The organism is Pseudomonas sp. WHRI 8519, assembly GCF_040224055.2.
Classification (GTDB): Bacteria; Pseudomonadota; Gammaproteobacteria; order Pseudomonadales; family Pseudomonadaceae; genus Aquipseudomonas; species Aquipseudomonas putida_X.
In genome coordinates, this window is sequence record NZ_CP167996.1 from 2,304,129 (window position 1) to 2,319,138 (window position 15,010).

Genomic DNA, 15,010 nt, shown 5'->3' on the forward strand with positions numbered 1-15,010 from the left:
CTTGCTCCTTACTTGATAGCCGGTCTTACGACAGGCTGGAAACGTAGTCGTCGAAACCGAACTCGCGCACCACTTCGACGCTGCCGTCGAGCTGCTTGACCGCGATGGATGGCATCTTCAAACCGTTGAACCAGTTTTTCTTGACCATGGTGTAACCCGCCGTGTCGATGAACGACAGGCGATCGCCGATGGCCAACGGACGATCGAATTGGTACTCGCCGAAGATGTCGCCGGCCAGGCACGATTTACCGCACACCATGTAGGTGTGCTCGCCGTCGTTGGGGGCCATCTTGGCGTTCAGCCGGTAGATCAGCAGGTCGAGCAGGTGTGCCTCGATCGAACTGTCGACCACGGCCAGGTTTTTGCCGTTGTACAGGGTGTCGAGCACGGTCACTTCCAGCGAGGCGCTGTTGGTGATGGCCGCTTCGCCCGGCTCCAGGTAGACCTGCACGCCGTACGTCTGCGAGAAGGCTTTCAGGCGCGCGCAGAACGCATCGACGGCATAGTCTTCACCGGTGAAGTGAATGCCGCCACCCAGGCTGACCCACTCGACCTTGTGCAGCAGGTGCCCGAAGCGCTCTTCGATGTGCGTCAGCATCTTGTCGAACAGGCCGAAGTCACCGTTCTCGCAGTTGTTGTGGAACATGAAGCCGGAAATCTGCGAGATGACCTTCTCGATCTTCTCCGGGTCCCATTCACCGAGGCGGCTGAACGGGCGGGCCGGGTCGGCCAGCAGGTAGTCGGAGCTGCTGACCTGCGGGTTGACGCGCAGGCCGCGGACCTTGCCTTCGGACTGCTCGGCGAAGCGCTGCAGCTGGCCGATGGAGTTGAAGATGATCTTGTCGCAGTTCTCGAGCATTTCCTCGACCTCGTCGTCGGCCCAGGCCACGCTGTAGGCGTGGGTCTCGCCGGCGAACTTCTGGCGGCCGAGCTTGAGCTCGTACAGCGACGAGGATGTAGTGCCGTCCATGTACTGCTGCATCAGGTCGAACACCGACCAGGTGGCGAAGCACTTGAGGGCGAGCAGCGCCTTGGCACCGGAGTGTTCGCGCACGTAGGCGATCTTCTCCATGTTGCTCAGCAGCTTGGTTTTATCGATGAGGTAATACGGCGTCTTGATCATTTAAAGGCCCCCGGCCAGGCCGGCCAAAAAAAGGACACGCATTGTGCCTTCACTTGCTGCATACCGAAAGGGCGAGATATGCATTTCGTCGAGGTCGTTGCCGATAGACCGGAATTTTTCCGACTGCAGCGAGCTCATTGGAACAGGCCCGTATGACCATCCTAATCACCGGTTGCGCGGTACAAGGAGAATCCGATGAAGTGCTGCAATGCGACAGAGCCGCACAGGAGCCATGAATGAAAGCTGGCATCATCTCCGACACCCACGGTTTGCTGCGGCCCGAGGCGGTGAGGGCGCTGACCGGTTGCGATCTGATCGTGCACGCCGGTGATATCGGCAAGCCAGAGATCCTTGACGAACTCCAGGCGTTGGCGCCGTTAGAGGTGGTGCGCGGCAACAACGACCTGAAGTTGCCCTGGGCAGCTGGCCTGGCCGACCAGCGATGTTTCGACATGCACGGCTGGCAGACACTGCTGGTGCACGACATTGCCGATGTGCCAGCCGAACTGGATGAGGCGGTGCGCGTGGTGATCACTGGGCATTCGCACAAGCCATTGATCGACTGGCGTGAAGGGCGGTTGTACCTGAACCCCGGCAGTGCCGGGCCACGGCGGTTCAAGTTGCCGGTGACGGTGGCGGTCATCGAAGTCGAGCGCAGCCACGTGCAGCCGCGCATCATTCAGTTGCTTGAGTGACCCTGCGGCCTGATCGCTGGCTTGCCGGCGACCTGGGCCGTGAGGGCTACCTCAGGCGACCTGCTTCAACCAGTCCTGAATCTGTTGCAGCGTAGCCGTAGCCCCGCCACAAACGACCACCAGCACGTTCTGGTAACCGTCCAGCTTCGCGGCCTCGTACGCCAACGCCAACGCCGCCCCGCAGGCAGGCTCCACCAGCACCCGGTGGTCCGCCAGAAACCGCTCGCAGGCTTGAAGCGCCGCGCGATCGCTGACCAGAACGCTGTGCACCGGATGTTCCTGCACGCACGCCAGGGCCTGGTCGGCGACACGCTTGGCGCCCAGCGAAGTCGCCACCGATGTGAGGCGCTGCAGCTCTACCGGGTGACCTGCCTGCACTGCCGCGTGCAGCGAGGCCGCGCCCTCGGTTTCCACCGCCAGCACAGGGACATCGTGCCAGCCGTTGCGCTTGAGCCCTTCGACCACGCCACTGAGCAGGCCGCCGCCGCCCACCGACAGCACCACCGCATCGGGCTTGTAGCCGGTTGCCGCCACTTCATCCACAAGGCTGGCATGGCCGGCCCACAGCAGCGGGTCATCGAAGGGGTGAATGAAGGCATCGTGCGGCCCGACCAGGGTTTGCGCCAACGCGTTGGCCTCCTGCCACGAGCTGCCATGCACCACCACCTTGGCACCCTCCAGGTGCAACAGTTCCTTGGCGCGTTCGGTGGTGGTCTCAGGCACCACCACCGTGACCGGCACACCCAGCTGGCGCCCGGCGTAGGCGACGGCCAGGCCGGCATTGCCACCGGATGAGGACACGAAATGGCGGGCGCCCCGGGCATGGTGCACTTCGCAGGCATGGCCCACCCCACGCAGCTTGAATGAGCCGCAGGGCTGAAGTGCGTCGAGCTTCAGCCAGATCGAGCGGCCAGCGGCCAGCGACAGCGGGCGGGATTCGATCAGCGGGGTGTGGATATGCAGGGTCATCGCGTAGCTCCATGCTTCAGGTAGGGGCCAATGGTAACGCGGCAGGCCAGTTGCAGGTCATTGAATGTGCGGTGATTACACCCTGCCTGTCAGCACGCCTGCACCGCAGCGCTATTGCTGACGCTGCGCCCCAGCACCAGCACCGTGACAAAACCGCAGCCCACCAATGCCGTGGCCAGGCCCAGCAGCACCGAGCTGCCCAGCTGGTCGACGATTTGCCCGCCGAAGAACGAGCCCAGCGCGATGATCACCTGGAACATGGCAACGAACAGTGGCATGCCTCGTTCGACGTCCTTGGGCGCGACGACAAACATCCAGATACTGGCGCAGGCCGGGAAGGCACCGAAGGCGAAGCCCCAGAGCGCGATCAGCATCGCCGCCCCGGTCATGCCGGTGGCGAAGTGGGGGAACAGGGCGGTGCTGACGCCGATCATCAACGCGACCAGCAACAGGGTGTGACGCACGCTTTGGTTGGCGGCGAAACCGGCGAAGATATTGCCCATCACCCCGGCTACGCCATACAGCAGCAACAGCGAGCCGATGGTCGGCCCATCGAAACCGGAATGCTGCTTGAAGAAGGGCGCGACGTAGGTGTAGGCGGCAAAGTGCGCCAGGCCAATCAGCAACACCGCAATCAGGCCAACCCGGGCTTGTGGGTTGATGAACAGCGCTGGCAGGTCACTGATGCGGATGGCCTTGTCCGGGTTCAGGCGCGGCAGCAGCAGGATCTGCGCCAGCAGTACCGGGACGCCGACCAGGGCCGTGACCAGGAAGGTCATGCGCCAGCCCAGCAGGCCACTGAGCCAGGTGCCTACCGGCACGCCCAGCACGGTGGCCAGGGTCACACCGACCATGATGATCGAGGTGGCCTGGGCAACGCCCACCCCCTTGGGTGCCAGGCGGCCGCTCAGGGCAATGGCGGTAGCCCAGAAACCGCCGATGCTGATGCCCAGCAGCACGCGGCCGAACAGCAGCAGGTTGAAGTCGCTGGCATAGGCCACCACCGCGTTGGCGATGATCATGATCAGAGTCAGGCCGATCAACAGATAGCGCCGGTCCAGGGCGCCGATGCCCACCGACAGCAAGGGGGCGGCGAGGGCGGCCATGATGCCGGGCAGGGTGACCATCAGGCCGGCGTGGCCAGCACTGATGCCCAGGTCACTGGCGACATCGTTCAATACGCCTACCGGCAAAAACTCGCTGGTCACCAGGGCGAAGGCGCCCACGGCGACCGATAGAATCGCCAGCCACTGCTGTTTGACGCTTTGCTGACTGTGTTCGGGCAGGCCACCAGGGGCCGGGCTGGTATTTGACATGGTGCGGGGTTCCAGAGGGGGAGTGTCGCCTTGAGCAGGCGCGTGGAGCGGGGGAGAATCCGGCGGGCAGTATACGGGGCCCGTCTGCCGGGCCGACAGGCGGGCCTTTCGATAGTCATCATCAGTGCGATTGATGAGGCGCCCTTGCCGGGCAGCCGCCTCTGATGCAATGCAGCGTGCGCTGCGCACGGAACGACAGGTCCCTGTGCGCTATGATCTGCATCTCATCAGCAGCGGGGCGCCAGCCACGCAGTTTCAACAAGGACGAGCAAGTCATGACGGAACACGTTATCTACAGCGTTGAAGGTGAAAGCCAGGCACTCAAGGAAGCCGTGGCCAGCGCCCAGGCAACCTTCAAGTTCTTCTGGCGGGAGTTGTCATGGGAGGCGCGCAGGATCGTGAAGTGCCTCGATATGGCCGCCGTCAAAATGTCCTTCGTGCTTGATCCGGATAACCCTGACATACCTGCAGTCGAGAACATGTGGGTGACGGACATTGACTTCGATGGGCAGACGATCACCGGGGTGTTGCTGAACGAGCCCCGCTGGGCAACTGAGTTCAAGGCCTCTGACCCGGTGTCATTGCCTTTTGCCGCACTCAATGACTGGATGTTCGTCCGCGATGGTCGTGTCTACGGCGGTTTCACCGTCGATGCCTTGCGTAGCAGCATGGCGGCTGATGAACGTGCCGAGCATGACGCCGCCTGGGGGCTGGACTTTGGTGAGCCTGGCAGCATCGAACTGGCACCTGCCGCGGACGGCCAGGCGCCTTGGCTGCTCACTCGCGCGCTGAGCACCACGGCAGACCTGCAGATGTTGGCAGCGCTGGAATGTACAGACCACCCGATGGCAGTGAACATGCGCGAAAAGGTCGAAGAAGGCCTGCGGCAATACCCCGAGATGATCAGCGACTACGACGACCGAGGCTGGTTGCTGCTGCACCGGGAGGTGCTGGCTGGCAACTACCCGGTGGTACATGCATTGCTGCGCCACGGGGCTGACCCTCGGGCAGCGAACAGCCAAGGCCAGAGTGCGCAGGCATTGGCAGCTGAAGCAGGCTGGCCACGGATTGCCGAGTTGTTGCAATGCGATATGGCTCAGGGCGGCGAGCCGGTCGCCAGCAAAGGGTTGCCATTATGGCCGATCGGCTTGTCGCTGGTCGCGCTGGCCTTGGCATGGCTTTATTACTTGATCGTTGTTCCCTTGCGTGCCGTATGGGCGGGCCGTGGCGCTGAAGTGGCCAGTACCTGGGACTTTGTCGGTGCCATCCTCCTGCTGAGCGTCGGTGTCGCTTCTTGCACAGGCCCCTGGTATATCAGGCTGCGCCTGCGCACCCCGCAATGGGGAGCGAGCCGGGCGCTGGATGTCGGTGCCATTACAGGCGCCGTTGTTTTTGCCTGGGTGCTGCACGATCAATTGCTGCGCTACGTTAGCGGGTCTTATTAACGTCGCCGCCTCGGCACCTGCTGCGCCGGTTCGCGCAACCAGGTGCCTGGGCTGTAGACGGCTCAGTGTTTGTCGGTGAAGTAGTGAGGGTAAAGCACCCGGTCCAGCTCCAGCTTTTCAGCATCCCCCACGCGCTTGCGCACTTCGGCGTAGAACTGCTGGCTCTGGTTCTGGAACCTGATGTAATCGCGGGTACAGGCCTTGAGCGCTGAGCTGAGCTGTTTGCCCGTCAGCCCCTGTGTGCGCTTTTGTGAAGCGAGATATGCCTGCCAGCTGTTTTCCACCTGCTGCAGCCCCTGAGCGAGCGCTGTTGTCTCGATTGTCGCCATTGCTGCACCCTCTTTGAGCCGGTAACGGCCCGTCGGTGTGGATCGCCCGAGCGACGATGGACCTGCAAAGCTATGCCGAGCACTGCTGTGGCTCGCAGCCCCGAGCTTAGCCGGTTTTCCCGGGGGCGCCTGCTCCGGGCGCTGAACGGCGCAGGGCGGCGGCGGCGAAGTACCGCCGGGCTGGCTTACTCATACGCCTGGGCCCCGGCGATATGCCGGCCGGCCACATAACCGAACGTCAGCGCCGGCCCCAGGTTGATACCCCCGGACGGGTACCAGCCGCCGAATACGCTGGCCATGTCGGTGCCCGCGGCATACAGGCCGCCGATGGGCTGACCCTGTTCATCCAGCACACGTGCGTGGCCGTCGGTGCGCAGGCCGGCGAAGGTGCCAAAGCAGCCGGGCTGCACCTTTACCGCGTAGAACGGGCCGTGCTCGATCGGCGCGACGCAGGGGTTGGGCCCCTTGTGGTGCGGGTCGCCCTGTTTGCGGTTGAACGGGGTGCTGCCGCGCCCGAATTCAGGGTCCTGGCCTTGGCGTGCGTGGCGGTTGTACTCGGCGACCGTGGCGCTCAACCCCGCAGGGTCGATGCCGCAGGCGCGGGCCAGCATTTCCAGGCTGGCGCCGCGCTTGAGATAGCCGCTGCGCAGGTGCGGCCCCACTGGCAGCGGGGCGGGGCGGGCATGGCCAAGGCCGTAGCGGCGCAGGAAGCGATGGTCGCAGATCAGCCACGAACAGGCTTCCTCGTCCTGCGGCAGGGCGTCGAGCATGGCTGCGACATAGTCGTAATAGCCGTGCGCCTCGTTGACGAAGCGCTTGCCGTTGGCCAGCACACCGATGATGCCGGGCTTGCCCCGTTCGATGATGTGCGGGAAGTGGCCGACGCTGCCATCACGGTGCGCGACCTTGGACACCGGGGCCCAGGCGACCGCCGACTTCAGGTCGGTGGCCACCACGCCGCCGGCGGATTCACCAAGGCGCAGGCCGTCGCCGGAGCACGACCGCGGCGGCAGGGCGAGGTTGTCGTGGCCACTGGCATCGCGCGGGAACAATTGCCGGCGCCGCTCGGGGTCATGGGCGAAGCCACCGGCCGCCAGCACCACGGCGTTGGCGCGCAGGGTGAGGTCGCCCTGCGCGGTGGCGATCACCGCGCCACGCACATGACCGTCCTCCATCAGCAGGCGTTTGGCCGGCGCAGACTCGAGCAGGCGCACGCCCAGGTCTTCAGCCGACTTGGCCAGGCGCGCCACCAGTGCCACACCGTTGACCAGGTGCATGGCCCGGCCATGGCGGGCGAGGTGGTACAGGTGGCGAGCGAAGCGTTTGCACACATGCCAGAAGGCGCGGGGGGAGCGGGTCATGTTCAAAAAGGCGGCGAGGTCGGCGCCGGCCATGATCGGCATGCCCATGAACGAGGTTTCGCGCAGGGTCCGGCGCAAGCGGGGCAACAGCGCACCCAGCTGGCGGGCGTCGTAGGGGGCGGCGATGACCTGGTGCCCACCGATGGCGGCGCCAGGGGTATCGCCGTGCATGTCGGGGATGGCGTTGCCATCGGCGAACTGCAGGGCCGTATGTTGCTCGAAAAAGGCGACCATGTGCGGACAGGCTTCAAGGAAGGCGTCGATGCGCTGCGCGTCGTAATGGGCGCCCAGTTCGTTGCGCAGGTACGTGCGAGGTTGCTCGATGTCTTCCTCGATACCGGCACGACGCGCCAGCGGGTTGCGCGGCACCCAGGCCCATCCGCCGGACCAGGCAGTGGCGCCGCCAAACACCGCGTCTTTTTCCACGAGGGTAACCCGTTGCCCATGCCAGGCTGCCGTGACGGCCGCGGCCAGCCCGGCGGCGCCAGAGCCAATGACCAGTACATCGCATTCGGCTTGCAAGTTGTCGGTGGGCATCGCGGGTCTCCGGTATTATTATTGGAACTAGGTTCCATATTCTTCTTGCCTGACCTAGCGGTATGCAAGTGATGCCGGTAAGTAATGGTCGATAATCGGACACTTAAGGCGTGCTGACCTGCGGAGGCCGGCGAGGATATGGAATCATCTTCCAGAATTCGCCTTTTTCATCAGGAAACCCTGTCATGGCTGGTAGTCAGATCGAACGCGCCTTCAGTCTTGTAGAAAGCCTTGCCGCCGAGCCCCAGGGGCTGGCCCTGCAAACCCTCGCTGACCGGCTGGAGATCCCCAAGAGCGCCGCCCACCGCATGCTCGCCGACCTTACGCGCCTGGGCTACGTCCGCCAGAACCGTGACAACAACCGCTACCAACTGTCGGCCAAGCTGGTGGCGTTGGGCTTTCGCTACCTGTCCAGCAGCGGCGCTGACATCATCCAGCCGATCCTCGACCGCCTGGCTCAGGACAGCGGAGAGTTGGTGCGCCTGGGCGTTATCGACGGCGCCCGCCAGACCTGGATCGCCAAATCCCAGGGCGCCCGTTCCGGGTTGCGTTACGACCCGGACATGGGCCGCGATGCGCCCTTGTTCTACACCGCCTCGGGGCATGCCTGGCTGGCCAGCCTCAGTGATGACGAGGCGCTGCAGATGGTCCTGCGCCAGGGCATTGCCGACCCCGAGCAGTTCGGCCCCAACGCCCCGCGCTCCACTGAACAGCTGCTGGGCTACCTGGCTGGCGCCCGTGAGCGCGGGTATGCCTGGGTCGAGCAAACCTCGGCAGTCGGCACTTCGGCCCTGGCCGCAGTGGTGCGCCGGCCGCATGGCAACGACGTCATTGGTGTGCTGAGCATTGCCGGCCCCAGTGCGCGCCTATCCGAGGCGCGATTGCCGGAGCTGGCGCCGCTGTTGTTGGCGGCGGTGGAGGAATTGTCGGTGGCCAGCCAGGCGAGCGAGTTGTTCGCTTGAATGGGCTGCAACGGGGGGATGCGTCTAAATCTCTGGTCGATTACCGCACACTCTATGCAGGGCGTCCTTTTGCAAAACGGACCGCAGTTCTAAATTAGCCAAAGATGATTCTGGAACCCTGTTCTGGAATATTCACAACAACAACGATAACCGCTAGAGGACTGCCCGTTGAACGCACCCCTTCGCATCGCCCTGATTGGCGCCGGTATCATGGGACGCCAGCATTACCAGCACCTGAGCCAGGTACCGCAAGCCCAGTTGTGCGCGGTGGCCGACCCCGGCCCCCAGGCTGAAGCCTTTGCCGCCGAGTGCGGGGTGGCGTATTTCGCCGATCACCGGCAGATGCTGCAGGCTGTGCGGCCCGAGGCCGTGATCGTGGCCAATCCGAACAACCTGCACGTGGCCACTGCCCTCGATTGTGTTGAAGCCGGCGTGCCGGTGCTGCTGGAAAAGCCGGTAGGGGTGCACCTGGATGAGGTGCGTGCGCTGGTGGAGGCGTCGCGCCGCTGCGGCGTGCCGGTGCTGGTTGGCCACCATCGGCGGCATAACCCGCTGATTGCCAGCGCGCGCAGCGTGATCGCCGAAGGGGCCTTGGGCCGGTTGGTCAACGTCACCGCGCTGTGGCAGTTGCAAAAACCCGACAGCTATTTCGACACACCGTGGCGCCGCGAGCCCGGCGCCGGCTTTCTGCTGACCAACCTGATCCACGACCTGGACCTGCTGCGCTACCTGTGCGGTGAGGTGGTAAAGGTGCAGGCGTTCACCCGTAACCAGGTGCGCGGGTTTGCCAACGAGGACAGCGCGGCAGTGCTGCTGGAGTTCGCCAACGGTGCCCTGGGCAGCTTGACCGGCTCCGACGCGGTGGCAGCGCCGTGGAGCTGGGAGCTGAGCTCGGGTGAAAGCCCTGTCTATCCGCGCCAGGCGGACCAACCCTGTTACTTGCTGGCCGGCACCCGGGGGGCGCTGAGCATCCCCCAGCTCAAGCACTGGCAATACGCCGAGGCAAACTCGGGCTGGCATACACCGCTGCTGCAGCGTGATGTGGGTATCCCGGCGGGTGCGGCACTGACCCTGCAGTTGCAGCACTTTGTCCGTGTTGCCCGTGGGCAGGAAGCGCCGCTGACCGATGCCGCTGACGGTGGCCGCACCCTGGCGTTGATCGAGGCGATCCGCCAGGCAGCCGCCAGCGGCCGGGCTTGCACGCCAGAGATCATCGTGTGAGCCGCGCGTGCGTTCTTCCTCCCCGTACCCCTTTGCCTGCAGGTAACCCCCATGACTGATCGAATCTTTTCCCTGGCCGCGCTCACCGTACTGGAGCTGTCACCCCCGGCGATGGTCGAAGCCGCCGCCCGTGCCGGTTACAGCCACGTTGGCCTGCGCCTGGTGCCAGCGACCCGCGAAGAGCAGCACTTCCCGTTGGTGAGCGACGCCGAGCTGCGCCGCCAGACCCAGGCGCGCTTGCGTGACACCGGCATCAGAGTCCTGGATCTGGAAATCCTGCGTCTTGAACCCGACACCTGCGTGGCCGATTTCGAGCCGATGCTGGCGGTCGGTGCCGAGTTGGGCGGCAGCGAACTGCTGGTTGCCGGTAACGACTCGAATGAGGCGCGCCTCACCGAGCGCTTCGCTGAACTGTGCGACCTGGCGGCCGGCTATGGTATTCATCCGCATCTGGAGTTCATGCCCTGGACCGACGTCCGCGACCTGCAACAGGCCATGCGCATCGTTGCCAAGGCAGACCGCCCGAACGGTTGCGTGCTGGTGGATGCCTTTCACTTCAACCGCTCCGGGTCGTCGCTCGACGACCTGGCGCGGCTGGCCCCGCAGCGCATGCGCTACGCCCAGTTGTGCGACGTGGCTGGGCCGGTTCCGGCCGATATGGATGAAATCCTGCGCCAGGCCCGTAACGAGCGGCGTTTCCCAGGGGAGGGTGATGCCGACCTGGCCGGCCTGTTGCGTGGGTTGCCAGCGAGCGTTCCGCTAAGCCTGGAGATTCCCACGCGGCAACTGCTGGTGCAGGGTGTCAGTGGCGAGCAGCGTGCGCGGATGGCGCTGGAGAAGGCCCGGGCGGTGCTGGCATCGATGTGAGCCAAGGGGCCGCTTCGCGGCCCATCGCCGGCAAGCCAGCTCCCACCTGACTTGTGTCGACTTCTAGAAATTGAGTAAGGCGGTTGCTCGCAAAGGTAAAGCGCAGACCTGAAGAACTGCGCGGTCGCGGTGGGAGCCGGCTTGCCGGCGATCACCGGCGAAGCCGGTGCCATGCACCGCAGCATCTGCATCGCCGGCAAGCCAGCTGCCCATGACTTGTGTCGACTTGTAGAAATTGGGTCAGGCGGTTGCTCTCATAGGTAAAACGCAAACCTAAAGAACTGCGCGGTCGCGGTGGGAGCCGGCTTGCCGGCGATCACCGGCGAAGCCGGTGCCATGCACCGCAGCACCTGCATCGCCGGCAAGCCGGATCCCACTCAAATGCCTTCAATTCTAGAGACTGGTTGAGGCAGCCGCACCAACCCCGGAACAGTCCCGCTCCGGCTGCGGCAACCCGCATAGCGCCAGGCCTGCGAGGTATCCGAAAGTCATCCCTGGCCCCAGCGTGATACCGCCACTGGGGTAATGCCCGCCCATGATGCTGTGCATGTCATTACCCACCGCAAACAACCCCGGTATGGCCTGCCCTGCATCATCGAGCACCCTGGCCGAAGCATCGGTGCCCAGCCCGGCAAAGGTCCCGAGGCTGCCCGGCAGCAACTTCACTGCGTAGAAAGGGCCGTGCAGCAGGGGCCGCAGCGAAGGGTTCGGGGCCTGCTGCGGCTCACCCTGCGCCCGGTTGTATGCCGAGGCGCCGCGCCCAAAGTCAGGGTCCACACCCTGCGCCGCCTGCTGGTTGAAGCGCGCCACCGTGCGCTGCAACTGCTGGCCATCGATGCCACAGCGCGCGGCCAGTTGCGCCAGGTCGTTGCCACGCAACAGGTAGCCACGCCGTTCATAGAAGCGGGCAGGAAAGGGAAACGGCTTGGCCCAGCCGATGCCATAACGACGCTGCGCGGCATGGTCGCAGATCAACCAGGCCTCATAGGGTTCGCCCTCTGGCGTAGCGGCGAACAGGGCATTCATGAAGTCGTGGTAGCAGTCCGCCTCGTTGACAAAGCGTCGACCGTCACTGCGCACTGCGATGAAACCAGGCTTGGCGCGGTCTATCAGGTGCGGGAAATGCCCAACGCTGCCATCGTTACGCGGCACTTGCGAGACCGGCGCCCAGGCACCGGCAAGGGCCAGGTTGGTGCCGACCTGGGCGCCGGCCTGCTCGCCCAGGCGCAGGCCATCGCCGCTGTTTTCCGGCGGCGCGGCAGAGTAATGGCCAACGCCGTCGGGCGCGTGCGGTATCAGCTGCGCGATGCGCTGGCGGTCATGGGCAAAACCGCCACAGGCCAGCACCACGCCACGCCGCGCATGGATCCGCTGGCCATCGGCACAGTGCGCGCCGGTGATGCGTGCATCGCCCAGCAAGGCAATGGCCGCTTTGTCGGTCAGCAGCGTGACGCCCAGGTCCAGGGCACTGCGCAGCAGGCGGGCCACCAGCGCGTTGCCGTTGACCAGTTGCAGACCGCGCCGGTGCAGCAACAGATCGCGCCCGTGACGCAACAGGCGTTTGGCCACATGCCAAGCCGCCCTGGGCGATTGCCGGGCATTGAAGAAAGCGGCCATGTCCATGCCACCGGCAATGCCCATGCCGCCCAGGCTGACGATGTCCAGCGGTGGCCGCAGCCGGTGTATCCAGGGCCCGAGCAGGTGGCCGTCATAGGGCAGTGCACACAGGGCACGCCCACCGCGCGCGCTGCCGTCCCCTTCATGCATGTCGGGCAGCTTCGCACCGCACTGAAATTGCACGCATGTGTGCTGCTGGAAGAACGCCACCATCGCCGGGCCATGGCGCAGGAACGCCAGTTGACGTGCGTCCAGTTCCGCTACGCGGGTTTGGGCGCGCAGGTAGCGCTGCGCTGCATCAGCGGTTTCGACCAGGCCTTCGGCCACGGCCAGGGGGTTGCTCGGTATCCATAGCCAACCGCCCGACCAGGCGCTGGTGCCGCCGAGCCGGGGGGCTTTTTCTGCCACGATCACCTTGAGGCCGTGGTGCGCGGCGGTAACCGCCGCAGCCAGGCCGCTGGCACCGGAGCCGATGACAAGTACGTCACACTCAAGGGGTTGCATGGGCGCACTCCGGTTCGGTTGTCACTGCAGCGGCGAGAAGCCGGTAGGCCGCAGCAGGCGTGATTGCAGGCGCAGTACAGCGCCCAGTTCACGGTTGAGCCGCGAGAACTGGGCCCAGCGTGGGTCCGCTGCCATCGCCGCGCGCCGTTCGCTGCGCTCGTCCAGGCTGGCATAACCCCAGATGTGCACCACCTGGTTCACCTCACCGAATTCGCTGGTGAAGAAACCGACCAGGTTGCCCAGGTGTTCGCGTTGCACCGCCAGGGCGTGGCTTTGGTAGAGGGCCAGCCAGTCAGCCATTTTCAGTGGGTCGAGGGTGTAGGTTCTCATTTCGTAGTACATGGGCGCGTCTCCGTTTCAGGGCTGTGGGCTTGCAGGCGTTCAGCGATATGGCTGGCAGCGATCCAGCCGAAGGTGAGGGCAGGGCCCAAAGTGATCCCGGGGCCCGGATAGGTGCCATTCATCAATGAGTTCATGTCGTTGCCGACGGCATACAAGCCAACGATCGGCGCACCGGCGCGGTTGAGTGCATTGGCGTTGGCATCGGTCACCAGGCCGCGCGCCGAGCCAAGGTCGCCGGTGTGCAGGCGGATGGCGTAGAACGGGGCCTTGGCCAGTGGCGCCAGGCACGGGTTGGGCTTGTGTTGCGGGTCGCCCATGTAACGGTTGTAGCTGTTGCCGCCCTTGTCGAATTGCCGGTCGATGCCGCTGCGGGCGTCGGCGTTGAAGCGCTCCAGTGTTTCCTGCAGCACCTGCGCCGGCACGCCGATGGCCTGTGCCAGCCCTTGCACTGAACCGGCGCGGTGCAGGTAGCCGGCTTCGATCAGGGCCGTGTTGTCCACCGGCTTGGGCCGTGCCAGGCCCAGGCCGTAGCGGTTCATGGCCTCGGCGTCACAGACCAGCCAGCAGCTGCTGATGCCATTGGCGAACATGGCCTGTACGAAGTGGTGATAGGAGTTGGATTCGTTGACGAAGCGCCGCCCGGCCGGGTCGAGCGCAATGACGCCGGGCTTGGCGCGGTCGGTGACCAGGTGCGGGAAGCGCTCGCGCTCTCCACTGGCATGGCGCCGCTCGGAAACCGGCGCCCAGAAGAAATTGGCCGCCAAGCCCTCGCCCTGGGCGGCATCCACCGCCTGGGCAAGGCGCAGCGCAGCACCGTCGTTGCCAGCGGGGGACATGGTCAGGTGTGGCGCGTCAGGGTCCGGGCGGTGGGCCGCCGCCAGTGCACCCGCAGCAAACCCGCCCATGGCGCAGACCACCCCACCGCGGGCATGGACTTGCGTGCGGCGGCCCTCATGCTGCACCACCACGCCGGTGACCGTGCCGTGTTCGACGATCAGTGCCTGCGCTTCGCTGCGCAACCACAGCTGTGCGCCGTGGGCGAAGGCGGTGCTGGCCAGGCGCGCCACCAGTGCGTTCCCCGTGGTCAGGCGCGTGCCACGGTGATGGCGAACCCGGTCCAGTGCGTAGCGCGCCATCAGTTTCAGGCAATGCCACAGTGACCGCGGGGAGCGACGCAGGCTCAAAAAGTGCTGAATGTCCTCGCGGTTGACCATCATCGCGCCGAACAACAGCATGCCCGGCGGTGGCATTTTCAGGTCCTTGAAGCGTGGGCCGAGCCGGCGGCCGTCGTACTCGACCATTTCCAGCGCACGGCCAAACGCGGTGGCGCCGGGTGCGTCCGGGTAATAGTCCGGCGAGTGCGGGCGCAGGGCGTAGCGCAGTTCGGTGTTGTGTTCCAGCCAGCGCAGCGCCTGGTGCCCGCGCGCGATGAAGGCGTCCACCAGTTCGCCGTTGTAGCCGGCACCGATGATGCTTTTCAGGTAGGTCGTGACGGCCTCGGGTGAGTCCTGCGCACCGGCGGTGCGCGCCTGATCCGAGCCATACAACCACGCAGCACCCCCGGAGATCGCCGAGGTACCGCCAAAGTGTTCGGCCTTTTCCACCACCAGCACCTTCAGGCCCAGGCGCGATGCCGTGGCGGCGGCAGCCAGGCCACCGGCGCCACTGCCAAGCACCACCAGGTCGTACACCGCTTGCGCGTTTTCGATAGGGGGCATGGCC

At 65.2% G+C, this 15,010-nt stretch carries 13 protein-coding genes; 5 read left to right on the plus strand and 8 right to left on the minus strand.

Going from position 1 to position 15,010, the window contains the following annotated elements; translation table 11 throughout:
• Positions 1-25: 25 nt before the first annotated feature.
• Positions 26-1,123: a carboxynorspermidine decarboxylase gene (locus ABRP30_RS10565; RefSeq protein WP_267823045.1), complete on the minus strand. Its 1,098-nt coding sequence runs from the start codon at positions 1,121-1,123 to the stop codon at positions 26-28.
• Positions 1,124-1,359: 236 nt separating this feature from the next.
• Here ABRP30_RS10565 and ABRP30_RS10570 point away from each other — a divergent pair, with 236 nt between their 5' ends.
• Positions 1,360-1,818 (plus strand): metallophosphoesterase family protein, encoded by a 459-nt coding sequence (locus tag ABRP30_RS10570; RefSeq protein ID WP_349974338.1) that lies wholly within the window; start codon positions 1,360-1,362, stop codon positions 1,816-1,818.
• A gap of 51 nt (positions 1,819-1,869) precedes the next feature.
• Here ABRP30_RS10570 and ABRP30_RS10575 read toward each other — a convergent pair whose 3' ends face one another.
• Both ABRP30_RS10575 and ABRP30_RS10580 read right to left on the minus strand, forming a co-directional pair.
• Positions 1,870-2,787, minus strand: coding sequence for a pyridoxal-phosphate dependent enzyme (locus ABRP30_RS10575; RefSeq protein WP_267823049.1), 918 nt, complete (start codon positions 2,785-2,787; stop codon positions 1,870-1,872).
• An 89-nt stretch (positions 2,788-2,876) separates the two neighbouring features.
• A complete protein-coding gene (locus tag ABRP30_RS10580) occupies positions 2,877-4,103 on the minus strand; it encodes an MFS transporter (protein ID WP_267823051.1) in 1,227 nt (408 codons plus the stop codon).
• Positions 4,104-4,378: 275 nt separating this feature from the next.
• On the opposite strand from ABRP30_RS10580, the gene ABRP30_RS10585 reads away from it, so the two are divergent.
• The gene (locus tag ABRP30_RS10585) at positions 4,379-5,548 is read left to right on the plus strand and encodes a DUF2314 domain-containing protein (RefSeq protein WP_349974337.1); all 1,170 of its coding nucleotides are present in this window, start codon (positions 4,379-4,381) and stop codon (positions 5,546-5,548) included.
• Between the two features lie 62 nt (positions 5,549-5,610).
• Here ABRP30_RS10585 and ABRP30_RS10590 read toward each other — a convergent pair whose 3' ends face one another.
• Both ABRP30_RS10590 and ABRP30_RS10595 read right to left on the minus strand, forming a co-directional pair.
• Entirely contained in the window at positions 5,611-5,877 is a 267-nt protein-coding gene (locus ABRP30_RS10590) for a hypothetical protein (protein WP_241805915.1), read from the minus strand.
• A gap of 185 nt (positions 5,878-6,062) precedes the next feature.
• Positions 6,063-7,775 carry an FAD-dependent oxidoreductase gene (locus tag ABRP30_RS10595; protein ID WP_349974336.1) on the minus strand — a complete coding sequence of 571 codons (1,713 nt, stop codon included), beginning with the start codon at positions 7,773-7,775 and terminating at the stop codon, positions 6,063-6,065.
• 185 nt (positions 7,776-7,960) lie between these two features.
• Between ABRP30_RS10595 and ABRP30_RS10600 the strand changes: the two genes are divergently transcribed.
• The 3 genes from ABRP30_RS10600 to ABRP30_RS10610 all read left to right on the plus strand — a co-directional run bounded on the left by ABRP30_RS10600 (position 7,961) and on the right by ABRP30_RS10610 (position 10,825).
• Entirely contained in the window at positions 7,961-8,737 is a 777-nt protein-coding gene (locus tag ABRP30_RS10600) for an IclR family transcriptional regulator (protein ID WP_349974334.1), read from the plus strand.
• 168 nt (positions 8,738-8,905) lie between these two features.
• Positions 8,906-9,958 carry a Gfo/Idh/MocA family oxidoreductase gene (locus ABRP30_RS10605; RefSeq protein WP_349974333.1) on the plus strand — a complete coding sequence of 351 codons (1,053 nt, stop codon included), beginning with the start codon at positions 8,906-8,908 and terminating at the stop codon, positions 9,956-9,958.
• A gap of 51 nt (positions 9,959-10,009) precedes the next feature.
• Complete coding sequence (locus ABRP30_RS10610) at positions 10,010-10,825, plus strand: sugar phosphate isomerase/epimerase (protein ID WP_349974331.1); 816 nt, start codon at positions 10,010-10,012, stop codon at positions 10,823-10,825.
• Between the two features lie 393 nt (positions 10,826-11,218).
• Here ABRP30_RS10610 and ABRP30_RS10615 read toward each other — a convergent pair whose 3' ends face one another.
• The 3 genes from ABRP30_RS10615 to ABRP30_RS10625 are packed head-to-tail and all read right to left on the minus strand — an operon-like array spanning position 11,219 to position 15,006.
• The gene (locus ABRP30_RS10615; protein ID WP_349974330.1) at positions 11,219-12,946 is read right to left on the minus strand and encodes an FAD-dependent oxidoreductase; all 1,728 of its coding nucleotides are present in this window, start codon (positions 12,944-12,946) and stop codon (positions 11,219-11,221) included.
• A gap of 21 nt (positions 12,947-12,967) precedes the next feature.
• On the minus strand, positions 12,968-13,288 hold the full coding sequence (locus tag ABRP30_RS10620; protein ID WP_267823067.1) for an NIPSNAP family protein: 321 nt from the start codon (positions 13,286-13,288) through the stop codon (positions 12,968-12,970).
• Positions 13,273-15,006 carry an FAD-dependent oxidoreductase gene (locus ABRP30_RS10625; RefSeq protein ID WP_349974328.1) on the minus strand — a complete coding sequence of 578 codons (1,734 nt, stop codon included), beginning with the start codon at positions 15,004-15,006 and terminating at the stop codon, positions 13,273-13,275. The genes ABRP30_RS10620 and ABRP30_RS10625 overlap by 16 nt, the downstream gene beginning before the upstream one ends.
• Between the last annotated feature and the right edge of the window lie 4 nt (positions 15,007-15,010).